The sequence below is a fragment of the Streptomyces sp. NRRL S-378 genome (genome assembly GCF_000720645.1).
Taxonomy (GTDB): Bacteria; Actinomycetota; Actinomycetes; order Streptomycetales; family Streptomycetaceae; genus Streptomyces.
On sequence record NZ_JOBX01000100.1, the window covers coordinates 1 to 17,025 of the forward strand.

Below are 17,025 nucleotides of genomic sequence, written 5' to 3' on the forward strand. Positions count from 1 at the left end.
ATTCGTCGGCAGCGTCAGATGTGTATAAGAGACAGCTCCGGCAGCCCGCAGTCCAGCCAGACCCCTGGAAGGTGACGTCGTGACGCGGATCCCGTCTGAACCGGCCTCGCCGGCGCTCGAGGCACGGACGGTGGCCGGGTGAGCCCGCAGGAGCCGCCGCGGCGGCGGGTGCCCGGACCGGCCAGGCCGTCGCGGCCCGGCGACCGGCCCCGGGCCACCGCCCGCCCGGCCTCCCGCCCGGCGACCCGGCGCCCCGCGGGCCCCCGCACCCCGCACACGATCCGGCTCGGCAGCCCCCGGCCCCGGCTGCGCCTGGTCGGCGTGGGGCTGACCCTCGTCATGCTCGCCTTCGTCGTCCGGCTGCTGCAGGTGCAGGCCGTCGACGCCTCCTCCTTCTCCGCCGCGGCCTCCAAGAACCGCTACACCAACGTCAAACTGGCCGCCGAACGCGGCGAGATCACCGACCGCAAGGGCGTGGCCCTCGCCACCAGCGTCGACGCGTACGACATCACCGCCGACCCGAAGATGTTCACCCCGCAGGACAGCAAGGCCCCGGACGCCCCCGAGCAGGCCGCAGCCCTCCTCGCGCCCATCCTCGGCAAGGACGCCAAGGAGCTCACGGAGAAGCTCAGGACCAAGAACAGCCGGTACGTCGTCCTCGCCCAGCGCCAGACCCCGCAGGTCTGGAACCAGATCAAGGACCTCAAGCGGGTCTTCTCGGAGAAGGCGACCGCCGACAAGAAGAACAACGCCCCCGGCGCCAACGTCCTGGCCGGCGTGTTCAAGGAGGACAGCAGCAAGCGCGTGTACCCGGGCGGGGACCTCGCCGCCGGGATACTGGGTTACGTCAACGCCGAGGGCAAGGGCGCCGGCGGCCTGGAGTCCTCCCTCGACAAGAAGCTGGCCGGCAAGGACGGGGAGATCACCTACGCCCAGTCCGGCGGCCGCAAGGTGCCCACCGCCGGCTCCAGCGAGAAGCCCGCCGTCCCCGGCGACGACATCGAGCTGACCATCGACCGGGACATCCAGTGGGCGGCGCAGAGCGCCATCGCCGAGCAGGTGCAGAAGTCCGAGGCCGACCGCGGCTACGTCATCGTCCAGGACACCCGTACCGGCGAGGTGCTGGCCATGGCCAACGCCCCCGGCTTCGACCCCAACGACCTGACCCGGGCCAGTACGGCCGCCATGGGCAACGCCGCCCTCCAGGACGTGTACGAGCCCGGCTCCACCGCCAAGGTGATGTCGATGGCGGCCGTGCTGGAGGAGAAGAAGGCGACCCCCGACACCCGCGTCGAGGTCCCCAACCGGCTGCACCGCGGAGACCGGCTGTTCAAGGACGACATCGACCACCCGACCTGGTACCTGACCCTCAACGGGGTCCTCGCCAAGTCCTCCAACATCGGCACCATCCTGGCCACCGGCCAGCTCGGTCCCACCCAGTCCGAGGCCAACGAGGTCCTGCACTCCTACCTGACCAAGTTCGGCATCGGCCGGCCCACCGGCCTGAACTACCCGGGCGAGTCCCGCGGCATCCTCGCCGAGCCCCGGAACTGGTCCACCTCCCAGCAGTACACGATCCCTTTCGGCCAGGGACTGTCCCTCAACGCCATGCAGGCGGCCTCCGTGTACTCCACCATCGCCAACGGCGGGGTCCGCATCGAGCCGACGCTGGTCCGCGGCACCAAGGGCCCCGACGGCCGCTTCACCCCGGCCCCGGCGCCCGAGCAGAACCGCGTGATCAGCCAGGAGACCGCCAAGACCCTCGCCGAGATGCTCGAATCAGTCGTCGACGACCAGGAGGGCACCGGAACCAAGGCGAAGATCCCCGGCTACCGGGTCGGCGGCAAGACCGGCACCTCCAACCGGGTGGATCCGGCCACCGGCCGCTACAAGGGCTACACCGCCTCCTTCGCCGGCTTCGCCCCGGCGGACAACCCGCGCATCACCGTCTACTGCGCCATCCAGAACCCCACGAAGGGCAGCTACTTCGGCGGCCAGATCTGCGGCCCCATCTACAAGAAGGTCATGGAGTTCGCCCTCAAGACCCTCCAGGTCGCCCCCACCGGCACCGCCCCCGCCGGGCTCCCGGTCACCTACGAGCCCGGCCCGCAGGCCGCCCAGCAGCCCGCCCCGCAGCCCAGTCCGCAGCCCGGCCAGTGACCCTCGGCCACGGCCTGCCCGCCAGAAAAGCGTGAGGCACCATCAGTGACAACGATCACCCCGAAACCCGGGAACCGACCGGCCGCCGCAGCCGAGGCCGGGCCCTCACTTCGCGGCCCGGCCGCCGCGCCCGGTACGCTCACCGCCGTGCCCCACGCTGATCAGCCCAGAACCACCCAGCAAGACGCCCCGGCAGCGCCGCCGGGAGCACCCAGGCCCGCGTCCGCCGCTCCGAGCCCGCTGGGCGAGCTGGCCACGCTGCTGGGCGTCCCGTCACCAGGCGCTGCGCAGATCACCGGGATCACGCACGACTCCCGTGCGGTCCGCCCGGGAGACCTGTACGCGGCCCTGCCCGGAGCCCGGACCCACGGCGCCGAATTCGCCGCCCAGGCCGCCGGCCTCGGCGCCGCCGCCGTGCTGACCGACCCCTCGGGCGCCGAACGCGCAGCGGCCACCGGCCTGCCGGTCCTGGCCGTCGCCGACCCGCGTGGCCGGATGGGCGAACTCGCCGCCGCGATCTACGGCCACCCCGGCGAAGGCCTGCTCCAGATCGGCATCACCGGAACGTCCGGCAAGACCACCACGGCGTACCTCGTCGAGGGCGGGCTGCGCGCGGCCGGCCGCAGTACCGGTCTGGTCGGCACCGTCGAGATGCGCATCGGCGACGAGCGCATCAAGTCCGAGCGGACCACCCCCGAAGCCACCGACCTGCAGGCCCTCTTCGCGGTCATGCGCGAACGCGGCGTCGAGGCCGTGGCCATGGAGGTCTCCAGCCACGCCCTGGTGCTCGGCCGCGTCGACGGCTGCGTCTTCGACGTCGCCGTCTTCAACAACCTGAGCCCCGAGCACATGGAGTTCCACTCCGACATGGAGGACTACTTCCAGGCGAAGGCGGAGCTCTTCACGCCCCGCCGCGCCCGCCTGGGCGTGGTCAACTTCGACGACGAGTACGGCCGCCGCCTCGCCAAGGAGGCCACCGTCCCGGTCGTCACCTTCTCCGCCGCGGGCGACCGGGCCGCCGACTGGCGCGCCGAGGACGTCGTCACCGGCCACATGGACTCCACGCTCACGCTGGTCGGCCCCGAGGGACAGCGCGTGCGCGCCAAGGCCCCGCTGCCCGGCCCGTTCAACGTCGCCAACACCGTCGCCGCGATCGTCACGCTCGCCGCCGCCGGCCTCGACCCGCAGACCGCCGCCGACGGCGTCGCCGCGGTCCCCGGGGTCCCCGGCCGGCTGGAGCGGGTGGACGCGGGACAGCCGTACCTCGCCGTCGTCGACTACGCGCACAAGACGGACGCCGTGGAGTCGGTCCTGCGGGCCCTGCGCGAGGTCACCACCGGCAAGCTGCACATCGTGCTCGGCTGTGGCGGCGACCGCGACAACACCAAGCGCGCCCCGATGGGCGCCGCAGCCGCCCGGTACGCCGACGTGGCCGTCCTGACCTCCGACAACCCGCGCTCCGAGGATCCGCTCGCGATCCTCGCCGCGATGTTCGGCGGCGCCGTGTCCGTACCGCCCGCCGAGCGCGGCACCGTCCTCGTCGACGCCGACCGGGCGGCCGCCATCGCCGCCGCCGTCGCGCGCGCCGAGCCCGGCGACACCGTGCTCGTGGCGGGCAAGGGCCACGAACAGGGCCAGGACACCGCAGGGGTCGTCCGGCCCTTCGACGACCGCACGGTGCTCCGCACCGCGATCGAACGCCAACTCGTGCTCGATCGAACGAACCAGGTCCGACAGGCCGAGGTGAACCAGTGATCGCCCTTTCCCTCGCCGAGATCGCCGACATCACCGGCGGGCGGCCCCACGACATACCGGATCCGTCCGTCCAGGTCACCGGTCCCGTGGTCTACGACTCCCGCGAGGTCCGGCCGGGCAGCCTGTTCGCCGCCTTCGTCGGCGAACGGGTCGACGGCCACGACTACGCCGAACGCGCCGTCGCCGCCGGCGCCGTCGGCGTCCTCGCGACCCGGCCGGTCGGCGTCCCCGCCATCGTCGTCCCCGACGTGGTGGCCGCCCTCGGCGCGCTCGCCCGGGCCGTCGTCGCCCGCCTGGGCACCGACGTCGTGGCCCTCACCGGGTCCGCCGGCAAGACCTCCACCAAGGACCTCATCGCGCAGGTGCTCCAGCACCACGCGCCGACCGTGTGGACCCCCGGGAACCTCAACAACGAGATCGGCCTGCCGATCACGACGCTGCGCGTCACCGAGGACACCCAGCACCTCGTCCTGGAGATGGGCGCCCGCGGCATCGGCCACATCCGCTACCTCACCGGACTGACGCCCCCTCGCATCGGTCTGGTCCTCAACGTCGGCACCGCGCACATCGGCGAGTTCGGCGGCCGTGAGCAGATCGCCCAGGCCAAGGGCGAGCTCGTCGAGGCCCTGCCGGCCGAGGCGGAGGGCGGCGTCGCCGTCCTCAACGCCGATGACCTGCTGGTCCGCTCCATGGCCGCGCGCACGAAGGCCCGTACGGTGCTGTTCGGCGAGGCCGACGACGCCGAAATCCGGGCCACGGAAGTCCGCATGACGGACAAGGGGCAGCCTTCCTTCACACTGCACACACCGACCGGGTGCAGCGACGTGACCTTGCGGCTGTACGGTGAGCACCACGTGTCGAACGCGCTCGCCGCGGCCGCCGTCGCCCATGTCCTGGGCATGTCCGTCGAGGAGATCGCAACCGCGCTCTCCGGAGCGGGCACGCTGTCCCGGTGGCGGATGGAGGTCACCGAGCGGGCGGACGGTGTGACGATCGTCAACGACGCCTACAACGCGAACCCGGAGTCCATGCGGGCCGCACTGCGCGCGCTCGCCGCGATGGGCGGTGGCGGCAGGGCGAACGGGGGGCGCACGTGGGCGGTGCTCGGCCCGATGGCCGAGCTCGGAGACGACGCTCTCGCCGAGCACGACGCGGTCGGACGACTTGTCGTCCGGCTCAACGTGAGCAAGCTCGTCGCGGTCGGGGGCAGGGAAGCCTCCTGGCTGCAACTGGGCGCATATAACGAGGGTTCGTGGGGTGAGGAGTCGGTGCTCGTGTCCGACGCGCAGGCGGCGGTCGACCTGTTGCGCAGTGAACTGCGCCCGGGTGACGTCGTGCTGGTGAAGGCTTCCAGGTCGGCCGGTCTGGAGCGGGTGGCTCAGGCCCTGCTCGAGGGCACTGTCGAGGGCGAGGTCACCGGCCGATGAGGCAGATCCTGTTCGCCGGTGTCATCGGCATGTTCCTGACCGTCGTCGGCACGCCGCTGCTGATCAAGCTGCTGGCCCGCAAGGGCTACGGCCAGTTCATCCGCGACGACGGTCCGCGCGGCCACGCCGGGAAGAAGGGCACGCCCACCATGGGCGGCATCTCCTTCATCCTGGCGACGCTCGTCGCGTACGCGCTGACGAAGGTCATCACCGGTGAGGAGCCGAGCTTCTCGGGCCTGCTCGTGCTGTTCCTGATGGCCGGCATGGGCCTCGTCGGGTACCTCGACGACTACATCAAGATCGTCAAGCGGCGTTCGCTGGGTCTGCGGGCCAAGGCCAAGATGGCCGGCCAGCTGATCGTCGGCATCGCCTTCGCGGTGCTCGCACTCCAGTTCAAGGACTCGCGCGACCTCACGCCGGCCTCCACCAAGCTGTCGTTCGTCACGGACTTCGGCTGGTCGATCGGCCCGGTGCTCTTCGTGGTCTGGGCGCTGTTCATGATCCTGGCCCTGTCCAACGGCGTGAACCTCACCGACGGCCTGGACGGTCTGGCCACCGGCGCCGCCGTGATGGTCTTCGGCGCCTACACCTTCATCGGCGTCTGGCAGTTCCAGGAGTCGTGCGCGATGGCGGCCGACCTCACGAACCCGAACGCCTGTTTCGAGGTGCGCGACCCGCTCGACCTCGCGGTCGTCGCCTCCGCCCTCATGGGCGCCTGCTTCGGCTTCCTGTGGTGGAACACCTCGCCCGCCAAGATCTTCATGGGTGACACCGGTTCGCTGGCCCTCGGCGGCGCCCTCGCGGGCCTCGCCATCTGCTCCCGCACCGAGCTCCTGATCGCCCTCCTCGGCGGCCTCTTCGTGCTCATCACGATGTCGGTCGTCATCCAGGTCGGCTCCTTCAAGCTGACCGGTAAGCGCGTCTTCCGGATGGCGCCGCTCCAGCACCACTTCGAACTCAAGGGCTGGTCCGAGGTCCTCGTCGTGGTCCGCTTCTGGATCATCCAGGGCATGTGCGTGATCGTGGGTCTCGGTCTCTTCTACGCGGGATGGGCAGCCGACAAGTGAGCGCCTCCGACCTGGCCGGCCTGCTCGGCCCCGACGCCCTGGGCCGGTTCGGCCTGCCGGGCCGGATCACCGTGGCCGGCCTCGGCATCAGCGGCATCAGCGCCGCCCGGGCCCTGGCCCGGCTGGGCGCCCGGGTGACCGTCGTCGACAACGGCGACGGCGACACGCACCGGGCCAGGGCGGCCGAGCTCGCGGAACTGGGCATCGAGGTCCGCCTCGGGCACCTGCCCGACGGGGCCCGGGCCGGTGAAACCCTCCCCGAGGGCACCGAACTGGTCGTCACCTCGCCCGGCTGGCAGCCGCAGAGCCCGCTCTTCCTGGCCGCCGCCGAAGCGGGCGTCGACGTCGTCGGCGACGTCGAGGTCGCCTGGCGGCTGCGCGCCGCCGGCGTGGAACTCCGCGCTGCCCGCAGGGCCGCGGCCGGCGGCACCGGCGAGGAGGCCGACGCGGCTCCGGCCGGGCCCGCCGAATGGCTCGCCGTCACCGGCACCAACGGCAAGACCACCACCGTCCAGATGCTCGCGTCGATCCTGAAGGCCGCAGGGCTGCGCACCGCCGCCGTCGGCAACATCGGGACCCCGATCATCGACGTGGTCCTCGGCGAGCAGCCGTACGACGTGCTCGCCGTCGAACTCTCCAGCTACCAGCTGCACTGGGCGCCCTCGCTGCGCGTCCACTCGGGAGCCGTCCTCAACCTGGCTCCCGACCACCTCGACTGGCACGGCTCGATGCAGGCGTACGCCGCCGACAAGGGCCGCATCTACGAGGGCAACACGGTCGCCTGCGTCTACAACGTGGCCGACAAGGCCACCGAGGACCTCGTCGTCGAGGCCGACGTCGAGGAGGGCTGCCGCGCGATCGGCTTCACCCTCGGCGCGCCCGGCCCCTCCATGCTCGGAGTCGTCGACGGCATCCTCGTCGACCGGGCCTTCGTGGAGAACCGGCAGAAGAACGCCCAGGAGCTCGCCGAGGTCAAGGACGTCAACCCGCCGGCCCCGCACAACATCGCCAACGCGCTCGCCGCCGCGGCCCTGGCCCGCGCCTTCGGCGTGGAGCCGCGCGCGGTCCGCGACGGGCTGCGCGACTTCCGTCCGGACGCCCACCGGGTCGCGCGGGTGGACGAGGTCGGCTCGGTCGTCTACGTCGACGACTCCAAGGCCACCAACACGCACGCGGCGGAGGCCTCCCTCGCCTCCTTCGACAAGGTCGTCTGGATCGCCGGCGGCCTCGCCAAGGGCGCGACCTTCGACGAGCTCGTGCAGAAGTCGGCCGCGCGGATGCGCGGCGTCGTCCTGATCGGCGCCGACCGGGCGTTGATCGCGGAGGCACTGGCGCGACACGCCCCCGAGGTCCCGGTCGTCGACCTCGACCGGACCGACACTGGGGCGATGCTCGCAGCGGTCCGGGAGGCGGCCGCGCTCGCCGAGCCCGGCGACACGGTCCTGCTGGCACCGGCCTGCGCATCGATGGACATGTTCGCGAACTACAACAAGCGCGGGGACGCGTTCGCCGACGCGGTGCGTGAACTCGCCGCCGAGAACGCCGCGGACACGGCCTAGGCCGGGGGCGCCGGACAGGTTCCCTCCGGCCGGATGCTCGCCTCGTACGAGTGGAGGGGAAGATCACAGATGCCGGCCAAGCAGATGCTGCCGGGGCGGCGGCCGTCCGCCGTGAAGGCGCAGGGCCGCAAGCGCCCCGGGGTGAACGCGAAGCGTCCGGCGCGACCCGCCGGGCGCGGGCCGCTGGCCGGTCTCCGGCGTACGCAGCAGCAGTTGCGCAGGGCGTGGGACCGGCCACTCACGGCGTATTACCTGATTTTCGGCAGTTCACTGCTCATCACCGTGCTCGGTCTGGTGATGGTGTACTCCGCATCCATGATCAAGGCGCTCCAGCTGGGCCTGGGCGACGCCTACTTCTTCAAGAAGCAGTTCCTGGCCGCCCTGATCGGCGCCGTCCTGCTGCTGGTCGCCTCGCGGATGCCGGTCAAACTGCACCGGGCGCTGTCCTATCCGGTGCTGGCCGGCACGCTCTTCCTGATGGTGCTGGTCCAGGTCCCCGGGATAGGGGTCTCGATCAACGGCAACCAGAACTGGATCTCCCTCGGCGGCCCGTTCATGCTGCAGCCCAGTGAGTTCGGCAAGCTGGCGCTGATCCTCTGGGGGGCCGACCTGCTGGCCCGCAAGGGCGACAAGGGACTGCTGAGCCAGTGGAAGCACCTGCTCGTGCCACTGGTCCCCGTGGCCTTCCTGCTCCTCGGGCTCATCATGCTGGGCGGGGACATGGGCACCGCGATGATCCTCGGCGCCATCCTGTTCGGCCTGCTCTGGCTCGCGGGGGCTCCCACGCGGATGTTCGTCGGCGTACTGGCCTTCGCGGGTGCGATCGTCGCACTGCTCATCAAGACCAGTCCGCACCGGATGGACCGGTTGGAGTGCATCGGTGCGACAGAACCGGGCAAGAACGACCTTTGCTGGCAGGCCGTCCACGGGATCTACGCCCTCGCGTCAGGTGGCTGGTTCGGTTCCGGACTGGGTGCAAGTGTGGAAAAATGGGGTCAACTACCTGAAGCCCACACCGACTTCATCTTCGCCATCACGGGGGAGGAACTGGGACTGGCGGGGACGCTGTCGGTGCTCGCCCTGTTCGCGGCTCTAGGCTATGCGGGTATCCGCGTGGCCGGACGCACGGAGGACTCCTTCGTACGGTTTGCCGCGGGAGGCGTGACCACCTGGATCACGGCCCAGGCCGTGATCAACATCGGTGCGGTGCTCGGTCTGCTGCCGATCGCCGGAGTCCCGCTCCCGCTGTTCTCCTACGGAGGGTCGGCCCTGCTGCCGACCATGTTCGCGGTCGGACTGCTCATCGCCTTCGCGCGGGAGGAGCCGGCAGCGCGCGCGGCCCTCGCGATGCGACAGCCGAAGACCGGCTGGAGGCGGACCGGGGTGAGATGGAAGTCGATGAGACGGCGCGTCAAGAAGCGTCCGTCCGGAGAGCGGTGAATTTCGGTGCATGTCGTACTCGCCGGTGGGGGGACCGCCGGCCACATCGAGCCGGCGCTCGCCCTCGCGGACGCCCTGCGCAGGCAGGACCCTTCAGTGGGCATCACCGCCCTGGGCACCGAGCGCGGACTCGAAACCCGCCTGGTACCCGAGCGCGGTTACGAACTCGGGCTGATCCCCGCCGTACCGCTGCCCCGCAAGCCCACCCCCGAGCTGATCACCGTCCCCGGACGGCTGCGCGGCACCATCAGGGCCGCGGAGGAGATCCTCCTGCGCACCAAGGCCGACTGCGTCGTCGGCTTCGGCGGCTACGTGGCCCTGCCCGGCTACCTCGCGGCCAAGCGGCTCGGCGTGCCGATCATCGTCCACGAGGCCAACGCCCGGCCCGGACTGGCCAACAAGATCGGCTCCCGGTACGCGCACGCCGTCGCGGTCTCCACGCCCGACAGCAAGCTGCGCGGCGCCCGCTACGTGGGCATCCCGCTACGCCGCTCCATCTCCACCCTCGACCGGGCCGCCGTACGCCCCGAGGCGCGCGCCGCCTTCGGCCTGGACCCCAACCTGCCCACGCTGCTTGTCTCCGGCGGCTCGCAGGGCGCACGGCGCCTCAACGAGACGATCCAGCAGGTCGCTCCGACCCTCCAGCGCTCCGGTGTGCAGATCCTGCACGCCGTCGGGCCGAAGAACGAACTGCCGCGTGTCGACAACATGCCCGGGATGCCGCCCTATGTGCCGGTACCGTACGTGGACCGGATGGATCTCGCGTACGCCGCCGCCGACATGATGCTGTGCCGCGCGGGAGCGATGACCGTCGCCGAACTGTCCGCCGTCGGGCTGCCCGCCGCCTACGTCCCGCTGCCGATCGGCAACGGCGAACAGCGGCTCAACGCCCAGCCGGTGGTCAAGGCCGGCGGAGGCCTGCTCGTGGACGACGCGGAACTGACGCCCGACTGGGTGCTCGGCCAGGTCCTCCCGGTGCTGTCCGATCCGCACCGCCTGTACGAGATGTCCCGCGCCGCCGGTGAGTTCGGCCGCCGGGACGCCGACGAGCTGCTGGTCGGCATGGTGTACGAGGCGATCGCAGCCCACCGAGCCCGCTGACGCGGGAGCACGGACGCAGGAGGCACAGGAGTGGCCGGAGCGACGACCGCACAGCGCGGAACACCGTCTTCCGATCGGCCCGGCCGGTCGCCCGGCAAGGGCGCCGGCTCTCCCAAGCCACCCAAGGGCCCCACGTCCTCGAAGGCCCCGAAGAGGACCGCCCCACGGGGCCCCGGCAGACACCTGCGCCGGGGCCCTGTGCTGGCCTCCCTGGCCGCGGCGGTGCTCCTCGCCTCCGGCGGCACCTGGGTCCTCTACGGCTCCTCCTGGCTCCGCGTCGAGAGGGTCACGGCCACCGGCACGGAGGTGCTCACGCCCGAGCAGGTCCTCTCCGCCGCGGCCGTGCCCGTCGGCGCGCCCCTCGTGAGCGTCGACACGGACGAGATCGAGAGCCGTGTACGCGGCCGTCTGCCCCGCATCGAATCGGTTGATGCGGTACGGGCCTGGCCGCACGGAATCGGACTCAAGGTGACGGAGCGCAAACCCGTCCTGCTCATCAAAAAGGACGCCAACTTCGTGGAAGTGGACGCATCGGGTGTGCGATTCGACACGGTTCCGAAAGCACCCGCGGGCGTTCCGGTCCTCGAATTGAACGCGGCGGGCTCCCCGAGCGCCCGCCGCTTCGACGAAGACCGGCTGCTGCACGAGGCCGTGCTCGTCGCCGGATCCCTCCCGGCGCCGATCGCGAAGGAAACGGTGCAGGTCAAGGTGGGTTCCTACGATTCGATCGTGCTGGAGCTGACCGGAGGCCGGTCCGTACGGTGGGGCAGCGGCGAACAGAGCGACGCGAAGGGGCGTGCGCTGACCGCTTTGTTGAAAGCCGCACCGAAGGCCGGTCACTTCGACGTGAGCGTCCCCACCGCCCCTGCGGCGGCCGGGAGTTGACGTCAGGTCGAACAGCGGCGCACCCTGGTTGGCCAGCGATACGGGTGATCACATAGGGTGAAAAGAAAAACGGGAGGTTCGGCGTGTTCGTTGAACACGCGCTACTTGTCGACTTAGTGTCCTGTTCGGAAGAGTCCAAGGAACAGACACACCCCTAACCCTAAACTTCAGGGTGAGGGTTCGGGTCGGCGCGTTCGGACCGTCCCTATTTCGGCATCAGTCGTCGCAACGCAGGCCCGCGAGGCGGCGACACGTAACTCGAGGCGAGAGGCCTTCGACGTGGCAGCACCGCAGAACTACCTCGCAGTCATCAAGGTCATCGGTGTCGGCGGCGGTGGTGTCAATGCCATCAACCGAATGATCGAGGTCGGTCTCAAGGGCGTCGAGTTCATCGCCATCAACACGGACGCGCAGGCGCTGTTGATGAGCGACGCCGACGTCAAGCTCGACGTCGGCCGCGAACTCACCCGCGGCCTCGGCGCCGGCGCCAACCCGGCGGTCGGGCGCAAGGCGGCAGAGGACCACCGCGAGGAGATCGAGGAGGTCCTCAAGGGGGCCGACATGGTCTTCGTCACCGCCGGTGAGGGCGGCGGCACCGGCACCGGCGGCGCACCCGTCGTCGCCAACATCGCGCGCTCGCTGGGCGCCCTGACGATCGGTGTGGTCACCCGGCCGTTCACCTTCGAGGGCCGGCGCCGCGCGAACCAGGCGGAGGACGGCATCGCCGAGCTCCGCGAAGAGGTCGACACCCTCATCGTCATCCCCAACGACCGCCTGCTGTCCATCTCGGACCGCCAGGTCAGCGTCCTGGACGCCTTCAAGTCGGCGGACCAGGTCCTGCTGTCCGGCGTCCAGGGCATCACCGACCTCATCACCACCCCGGGTCTGATCAACCTCGACTTCGCCGACGTCAAGTCCGTGATGTCCGAGGCCGGCTCGGCCCTGATGGGCATCGGCTCCGCCCGCGGCGACGACCGCGCCGTGGCCGCCGCCGAGATGGCGATCTCCTCGCCGCTGCTCGAGGCGTCCATCGACGGCGCACGCGGGGTGCTGCTCTCCATCTCCGGCGGCTCCGACCTCGGTCTCTTCGAGATCAACGAGGCCGCGCAGCTGGTGAGCGAGGCGGCGCACCCCGAGGCGAACATCATCTTCGGCGCCGTCATCGACGACGCGCTCGGCGACGAGGTGCGGGTCACCGTCATCGCGGCCGGGTTCGACGGCGGACAGCCCCCGGCCCGCCGGGACAACGTCATCGGCGCCGCGTCCACCAAGCGCGAGGAGCCCGCCCCGGCCCCGGTCCGCGCCCCCGAGCCGGTCCGCCCGGCCTTCGGCGGACTCGGCACGGTCCCGCCGCGCGAGGAGCCCCCGGCTCCCGTCGAGCCGGCCCCGGTCGAGGTCCAGGCCCCCGCGCCGCAGGTCCCCACGGCCCGGCCGTACCAGGACAGCCCGGCCGAGGAACTGGACGTTCCGGACTTCTTGAAGTGACACCGGAGCAGCATCACGTGGGCGGCGCCCACTTCGCCTTCACCGACCGGTGGGGCGGAGTGAGCGCCGTTCCGTACGAAGAGCTCAACCTCGGCGGCGCGGTCGGAGACGACCCGGCCGCCGTTCTCGCGAACCGGGCCGTGGCCGCCCGGTCCCTGGGACTCGACCCGGACCGCGTGGTCTGGATGAACCAGGTGCACGGCCGGGACGTGGCGGTCGTCGACGGTCCTTGGGGACCGGACGCGGAGATCCCGGCGGTGGACGCCGTGGTGACCGCCCGTCGGGGGCTCGCCCTCGCCGTGCTCACCGCCGACTGCACGCCGGTCCTGCTGGCGGACCCCGTCGCCGGGGTCGCCGGAGCCGCCCACGCCGGGCGGCCCGGACTGGTCGCCGGGGTGGTGCCGGCGGCGGTGGAGGCGATGGTCTCCCTCGGTGCCGAGCCCGCGCGGATCGTCGCCCGTACCGGACCCGCGGTCTGCGGACGCTGCTACGAGGTGCCGGCCGGGATGCGGGAGTCGGTGGCGGAGTCGGTCCCCGCCGCCCGGTCCGAGACCAGTTGGGGGACACCGGCGGTCGACGTGGTCGCGGGGGTGCACGCCCAGCTCGCGGAGGCGGGGGTGGTGGACGGTGCCCGTTCCCCTGTCTGCACACTGGAGTCGCGGGACCATTTCTCGTACCGCCGTGACCGGGTGACCGGACGGCTGGCCGGATATGTCTGGTTGACGGAGCTTTCCCGGGGGGAGACCCCCGGACTCCCGGGGGAAAAGAAGAATGACGGATCGTAAGTCGGAGCTCGCCGAGAACCTGGCGCGGGTGGAGGAACGTATCTCGTCCGCCTGCGCGGCGGCGGGCCGCGGGCGGGAGGAGGTGACCCTCATCGTGGTCACCAAGACCTACCCGGCGAGCGACGTACGACTGCTGGCGGAGCTGGGCGTCCGTCATGTTGCCGAGAACCGCGACCAGGACGCCGCCCCCAAGGCCGCGGCCTGCGCGGATCTGCCGCTCAGCTGGCATTTCGTCGGTCAGTTGCAGACCAACAAAGTCCGTTCCGTGGCGGGATACGCGCACGTGGTGCAGTCGGTCGACCGGCCCCGGCTCGTGACCGCCCTCTCGGCGGCGGCGGTGAACGCGGGCCGTGAGATCGGCTGCCTCGTGCAGATCGCCCTCGACGCCGAGTCGGGCGAGCGGGGGAGCCGGGGCGGGGCCGCGCCGGAGCAGCTCGCGGAGTTGGCGGACCTCGTCGCCGGGGCGCCCGGACTGCGGATCGACGGACTGATGACCGTCGCACCCCTGTCCGGTCACTACGCGGGACGCGAACAGGCCGCCTTCGAGCGGTTGGTGGAATTGTCATCCCGCCTGCGCGCGGACCATCCGACTGCCACGATGGTGTCGGCCGGGATGAGCGCAGACCTGGAACAGGCCGTTGCGGCCGGTGCGACACATGTACGCGTCGGCACTGCGGTACTCGGCGCGAGACCCCGGCTCGGGTAACGTCGCGAAGAAAGTCGGACCACAGCAGAAAATATGGTCATTCCCGCCGATGAGCGGGCAGACCACGTGGATCGCGGGCAGTTGGTGACATTCGTGACACGGCGGCACCTGCGACAGGGCGATCCACCACAGAGCGGAGGACTCGGAGAATGGCCGGCGCGATGCGCAAGATGGCGGTCTACCTCGGCCTCGTGGAGGACGACCGGTACGACAACCCGGGGTACGACCCCGACGACGAGTTCGAGCCCGAGCCGGAGATGGAGCGGGCTCGGGAGCGGGATCGCCGACAGCAGCCCGTGCACCAGTCGCCCGTATCGGACGAACCGGTACGAGCCGTACAGCCTCCGGCACCGCGGGAACCCATCCCAATTCCGGTGGAAAACGGACGTCCTGCGCGAATTGCCCCCGTGGCATCCATCACACCTGATCGCACGAACCTGGAGAAGAACGCCCCCGTGATCATGCCCAAGGTCGTCTCCGAGCGGGAGCCGTACCGCATCACGACACTGCACCCCCGGACCTACAACGAGGCCCGTACCATCGGGGAACACTTCCGTGAGGGCACTCCGGTGATCATGAATCTCACGGAGATGGACGACACGGATGCGAAGCGTCTCGTGGACTTCGCCGCCGGACTCGTGTTCGGTCTGCACGGCAGCATTGAACGCGTGACACAGAAGGTGTTCCTGCTGTCGCCTGCTAACGTCGATGTCACGGCGGAGGACAAGGCCCGCATCGCGGAGGGCGGGTTCTTCAACCAAAGCTAGACCGATCCGTCAGATACGGGACCGGGAACAGATCGGGAAACGGGGAGAGGGAAGCGCGGGATGGGCATCGCACTGCAAGTGGTCTACGTCGTGCTGATGTGCTTCCTGATCGTGCTGATCTTCCGACTGGTCATGGACTATGTGTTCCAGTTCGCACGTTCATGGACACCCGGCAAGGCGATGGTGGTCGTTCTGGAGGCCACCTACACTGTCACCGATCCACCGCTCAAGCTCCTGCGGCGGTTCATTCCGCCGTTGCGTCTCGGCGGCGTGGCACTCGACCTGTCCTTCTTCGTTCTGATGATCATCGTTTACATCCTCATCAGCTTCGTGAGCACCGCTGCGAGAAGCGTGTGAACGATGAGCTTCCCCGTACGCGCGGGGACGGTCCCGATACGGTCTTGCCGACTGCCGACGACTACGTAGAGGTGAAGAAGACATGCCGCTGACTCCCGAGGACGTGCGGAACAAGCAGTTCACGACCGTCCGCCTCCGAGAAGGCTATGACGAGGACGAGGTCGATGCCTTCCTCGACGAGGTCGAGTCCGAACTGACGCGCCTGCTGCGCGAGAACGAGGACCTGCGCGCCAAGCTGGCCGCCGCCACGCGCGCCGCCGCGCAGAGCCAGCAGCAGCAGGGCATGCGCAAGCCCGAGCCCCAGGACCAGCGCGGCCCCGGCGCCCCCGTGCCCGCGGCCATATCCGGCCCGCCGCAGCAGCAGAACCCGCAGATGGGCCCGCCCCAGCTGCCGGGCGGCGCACCGCAGCTCCCGCCGGGCCCCGGCGGCCAGGGCCAGCAGGGCCCCGGCCCGATGGGCGGCCCCATGGGCGGCCCCATGCAGCAGCACCCCATGGGCGGACCGCAGGGCATGGGCCAGCAGCCCATGGGCCAGCAGCAGTCGATGGGCGGCCAGAACCCGCTCGGCCAGCAGATGCAGCCCATGGGCCAGCAGATGCAGCCGATGGGTCAGCAGATGCAGCCCATGGGTCAGCCCATGCAGCAGATGCAGCAGCCGCAGCTCCCGCAGCAGGGCCCCGGTGGCGACAGCGCCGCCCGCGTCCTGTCGCTGGCGCAGCAGACCGCCGACCAGGCGATCGCGGAGGCCCGCTCCGAGGCCAACAAGATCGTCGGCGAGGCCCGGTCGCGCGCCGAGGGCCTGGAGCGGGACGCCCGCGCCAAGGCCGATGCGCTGGAGCGGGACGCGCAGGAGAAGCACCGCGTCGCGATGGGCTCCCTGGAGTCCGCCCGCGCCACGCTGGAGCGCAAGGTCGAGGACCTGCGCGGCTTCGAGCGTGAGTACCGTACGCGTCTGAAGTCCTACCTGGAGTCGCAGCTGCGCCAGCTGGAGACCCAGGCGGACGACTCGCTGGCCCCGCCGCGCAACCCGGCCGGTCCCGCGCTGCCGCCGTCTCCGTCTCCGTCGATGGCCCCGGCCGGTGCGATGGGTCACACCATGGGCGGTCCGTCCATGGGCGGTCCCTCCCCGATGGGTGCCGGTCCGTCCTACGGCGGCCAGCAGCAGATGTCCCCGGCGATGACCCAGCCGATGGCTCCGGTCCGGCCGGCTGCGCCGCAGCCGATGCAGGCGCCGTCGCCGATGCGGGGTTTCCTGATCGACGAGGACGACAACTAAGCGCCGCCGCGCAGTCGGCAGTCACGGGCCGGGCCCGGTTCCCCACGGGGGCACCGGGCCCGGCCCGTTTCCGTCTGCCGGCCGGTGGGTGCCGTTGCCCTGGCGGGGCGGTGGGCTCGTGTTCCGTCTGCGGGCCGGTGGCCGCCCTTGCCCTGGCGGGGCGGTGTGCTCGTGTTCCGTCTGCGGGCCGGTGGCCGCGCCTCAAGCGCCGGCGGGGCTGGGTGGTGTCCCGGGGCGGGAGCGGGAGCGGGGGGT

The 17,025-nt window shown here is 71.1% G+C and carries 14 protein-coding genes; all 14 read left to right on the forward strand.

The window, feature by feature from the left end:
* Positions 1-138 precede the first annotated feature (138 nt).
* The 14 genes from IH80_RS0136435 (at position 139) to IH80_RS0136500 (ending at position 16,770) form a co-directional block, all read left to right on the forward strand.
* Positions 139-2,160: a peptidoglycan D,D-transpeptidase FtsI family protein gene (locus IH80_RS0136435; RefSeq protein WP_107056977.1), complete on the forward strand. Its 2,022-nt coding sequence runs from the start codon at positions 139-141 to the stop codon at positions 2,158-2,160.
* A gap of 45 nt (positions 2,161-2,205) precedes the next feature.
* Positions 2,206-3,915 (forward strand): UDP-N-acetylmuramoyl-L-alanyl-D-glutamate--2,6-diaminopimelate ligase, encoded by a 1,710-nt coding sequence (locus IH80_RS0136440; protein ID WP_030966131.1) that lies wholly within the window; start codon positions 2,206-2,208, stop codon positions 3,913-3,915.
* On the forward strand, positions 3,912-5,342 hold the full coding sequence (locus IH80_RS0136445) for a UDP-N-acetylmuramoyl-tripeptide--D-alanyl-D-alanine ligase (RefSeq protein WP_030966132.1): 1,431 nt from the start codon (positions 3,912-3,914) through the stop codon (positions 5,340-5,342). Before IH80_RS0136440 ends, IH80_RS0136445 begins: the two co-directional genes overlap by 4 nt.
* The gene (mraY, locus tag IH80_RS0136450; RefSeq protein ID WP_030966133.1) at positions 5,339-6,409 is read left to right on the forward strand and encodes a phospho-N-acetylmuramoyl-pentapeptide-transferase; all 1,071 of its coding nucleotides are present in this window, start codon (positions 5,339-5,341) and stop codon (positions 6,407-6,409) included. The genes IH80_RS0136445 and mraY overlap by 4 nt, the downstream gene beginning before the upstream one ends.
* The gene (gene murD, locus IH80_RS0136455) at positions 6,391-7,968 is read left to right on the forward strand and encodes a UDP-N-acetylmuramoyl-L-alanine--D-glutamate ligase (RefSeq protein WP_234432509.1); all 1,578 of its coding nucleotides are present in this window, start codon (positions 6,391-6,393) and stop codon (positions 7,966-7,968) included. The genes mraY and murD overlap by 19 nt, the downstream gene beginning before the upstream one ends.
* Before the next feature lie 69 nt (positions 7,969-8,037).
* Positions 8,038-9,408: a putative lipid II flippase FtsW gene (ftsW, locus tag IH80_RS0136460; protein ID WP_030966136.1), complete on the forward strand. Its 1,371-nt coding sequence runs from the start codon at positions 8,038-8,040 to the stop codon at positions 9,406-9,408.
* A gap of 6 nt (positions 9,409-9,414) precedes the next feature.
* Positions 9,415-10,509 carry an undecaprenyldiphospho-muramoylpentapeptide beta-N-acetylglucosaminyltransferase gene (murG, locus tag IH80_RS0136465; protein WP_030966137.1) on the forward strand — a complete coding sequence of 365 codons (1,095 nt, stop codon included), beginning with the start codon at positions 9,415-9,417 and terminating at the stop codon, positions 10,507-10,509.
* Positions 10,510-10,539: 30 nt separating this feature from the next.
* The gene (locus IH80_RS0136470; RefSeq protein WP_030966139.1) at positions 10,540-11,394 is read left to right on the forward strand and encodes a cell division protein FtsQ/DivIB; all 855 of its coding nucleotides are present in this window, start codon (positions 10,540-10,542) and stop codon (positions 11,392-11,394) included.
* A 279-nt stretch (positions 11,395-11,673) separates the two neighbouring features.
* Positions 11,674-12,879: a cell division protein FtsZ gene (gene ftsZ / locus IH80_RS0136475; protein ID WP_030966140.1), complete on the forward strand. Its 1,206-nt coding sequence runs from the start codon at positions 11,674-11,676 to the stop codon at positions 12,877-12,879.
* A gap of 17 nt (positions 12,880-12,896) precedes the next feature.
* Positions 12,897-13,664, forward strand: a complete 768-nt coding sequence (pgeF, locus tag IH80_RS0136480) for a peptidoglycan editing factor PgeF (protein WP_078906933.1) — start codon at positions 12,897-12,899, stop codon at positions 13,662-13,664.
* Positions 13,651-14,370 (forward strand): YggS family pyridoxal phosphate-dependent enzyme, encoded by a 720-nt coding sequence (locus IH80_RS0136485; RefSeq protein ID WP_030966142.1) that lies wholly within the window; start codon positions 13,651-13,653, stop codon positions 14,368-14,370. Before pgeF ends, IH80_RS0136485 begins: the two co-directional genes overlap by 14 nt.
* A 149-nt stretch (positions 14,371-14,519) precedes the next feature.
* Positions 14,520-15,137, forward strand: coding sequence for a cell division protein SepF (locus tag IH80_RS0136490; RefSeq protein WP_030966143.1), 618 nt, complete (start codon positions 14,520-14,522; stop codon positions 15,135-15,137).
* 60 nt (positions 15,138-15,197) lie between these two features.
* On the forward strand, positions 15,198-15,494 hold the full coding sequence (locus tag IH80_RS0136495) for a YggT family protein (protein ID WP_030664053.1): 297 nt from the start codon (positions 15,198-15,200) through the stop codon (positions 15,492-15,494).
* Positions 15,495-15,576: 82 nt separating this feature from the next.
* A complete protein-coding gene (locus IH80_RS0136500) occupies positions 15,577-16,770 on the forward strand; it encodes a DivIVA domain-containing protein (RefSeq protein ID WP_030966145.1) in 1,194 nt (397 codons plus the stop codon).
* Positions 16,771-17,025 lie beyond the last annotated feature (255 nt).